This is a genomic window from Spirochaeta isovalerica (assembly GCF_014207565.1).
GTDB lineage: Bacteria > Spirochaetota > Spirochaetia > DSM-2461 > DSM-2461 > Spirochaeta_F > Spirochaeta_F isovalerica.
In genome coordinates this window covers 1-1623 of record NZ_JACHGJ010000026.1, presented here as the reverse complement: position 1 = coordinate 1623, position 1623 = coordinate 1, and the positions used below count along the sequence as shown (strand labels likewise).

Here is a 1623-nt window from a genome sequence, read left to right as displayed (position 1 = left end):
GTCATCGGCGCGGCTTTCCTCTTCCTGGGAGCCCTGGGAATCGTGAGGATGCCCGACCTTTTCAACAGAATTCAGGCGGGAACCAAAGCAACCACGCTGGGAACCATTCTCTTTCTGGCCGGACTGGCTTTTGCTCATCCTTCATGGTGGTCAAAACTGGTGGTTCTGATCCTCTTTATCCTTTTTACAAACCCCGTTTCTTCCCATGCTCTGGCACGGGCCGCTCATTTCATCGGTATAAAGATGACTGAGAAAACGGTTCTGGATAAACTTGTTGTCCCCACCGAGGAGGCTGAAGATGCTGAGTAATATTCTTGTAATCATTCTGGTTCTTCTTATGCTGGCCTCGGCTATCACCGCCATTCAGGCAAAAGAACTGGTCGTATCGATCATCTCCGCCGGACTGGTGTCGCTGCTCGCTTCGGTTCTCTACCTGATGCTCTCAGCGCCCGATGTGGCGATGACAGAAGCGGCTATCGGAAGCGGTCTTTCGACAATTATTTTCTTTTACGTTCTCAATAAAGTAAGGGGAGGCGAAAATGGCTAAAAATATCGCAGTTATACTCCTTCTCCTCGCTATGGGAACGCTTTTCTACAATCTGGCGGACAACTTTCAGGCAGCTGACTCTCTCAATGAGACAGCCACTTACTACGCTGAAAACACAGCCGATGAAGTGGGTACGGCCAATATTGTTACAGCGATTGTCGTGACCTACAGAGGTCTCGATACGCTGGGCGAAGTCACGATTCTTTTCCTCACGGCAGCTATCGTAGCTTTTCTGTTAAAAGGGAACACATCCGGCGTAGAGAGAGAGACAAGAGATTCCAGCGAGCTGCTCAAAACAGCGGCCGGAGTTATCACGCCTCTGATTTTCCTGCTCGGCGCTTATATCTTTATCAACGGGCATCTGACTCCGGGTGGAGGTTTCCAGGGCGGAGCGGTTATCGCTTCGGGACTGATCCTTCTCCTTCTGGCCAAACCGGAATCCAAAGCGGCGACAGGACTTTTCGCAGTCGTCGAATCGATTTCCGGTCTCGCCTATGTGGCTCTCGGTATCGCCGGGATCTTCCTGGCAGGCGGATTCCTGGACAACAGCATTCTTCCCCTGGGAAAAGTCGGCGATCTTATGAGCGCCGGAGCCGTTCCGGTCATCTACATCCTGGTCGGATTGAAAGTCGGGTCCGAACTGGCCGGTCTTCTGGCCAAATTCCACAGCATGCAGGGGGATAAGTAATGGATTACGGATTTATAGCACTTATTGCAGGATTCGCCCTTATACTCCTCGGAGTCTGGGGAATTCTCACGCAGAAGAATATTATCAAAATCATTATCGGATTTTCCGTTTTCGACACGGGATTACACGTCGTTATGGTGGGACTCGGTTTCATCAAGGGACGGACCGCGCCTATTATCGGCGAATCGGTTTCCGCTTACAACGCGGTCAACACTGTCGTCGACCCCGTACCCCAGGCTCTTGTACTGACGGCCATCGTCATCGGACTGGGTGTAACGGCGCTTATGCTGGCCTATGCGGTTAAACTGCAGGGCCACGGGAAATCACTGGATATCAGCAGCTATGAGGACTTGAAATGGTAAACGCCCTATTAATCAATCCGATTTAT

At 51.3% G+C, this 1623-nt stretch carries 4 protein-coding genes; all 4 read left to right on the top strand.

All coding sequences use genetic code 11. From position 1 onward, the window contains the following. Positions 1-309 (top strand): monovalent cation/H(+) antiporter subunit G (gene mnhG, locus HNR50_RS22080; protein ID WP_221439967.1); only part of this gene is annotated, 309 nt, incomplete at its 5' end. Beyond that, on the top strand, positions 299-547 hold the full coding sequence (locus HNR50_RS22075) for a Na(+)/H(+) antiporter subunit B (protein ID WP_221439966.1): 249 nt from the start codon (positions 299-301) through the stop codon (positions 545-547). The genes mnhG and HNR50_RS22075, both read left to right, overlap by 11 nt. Beyond that, positions 540-1235, top strand: coding sequence for a hydrogen gas-evolving membrane-bound hydrogenase subunit E (gene mbhE, locus HNR50_RS22070; protein ID WP_184748981.1), 696 nt, complete (start codon positions 540-542; stop codon positions 1233-1235). The genes HNR50_RS22075 and mbhE overlap by 8 nt, the downstream gene beginning before the upstream one ends. After that, a complete protein-coding gene (locus tag HNR50_RS22065; RefSeq protein WP_184748980.1) occupies positions 1235-1597 on the top strand; it encodes a sodium:proton antiporter in 363 nt (120 codons plus the stop codon). Before mbhE ends, HNR50_RS22065 begins: the two co-directional genes overlap by 1 nt. Positions 1598-1623: the final 26 nt, after the last annotated feature.

Coding starts and splice junctions, on each gene's coding strand:
- HNR50_RS22075 (WP_221439966.1), top strand. CDS start 299: ATGCTGAGTAATATTCTTGTAATCATTCTGGTTCTTCTTATGCTGGCC.
- mbhE (WP_184748981.1), top strand. CDS start 540: ATGGCTAAAAATATCGCAGTTATACTCCTTCTCCTCGCTATGGGAACG.
- HNR50_RS22065 (WP_184748980.1), top strand. CDS start 1,235: ATGGATTACGGATTTATAGCACTTATTGCAGGATTCGCCCTTATACTC.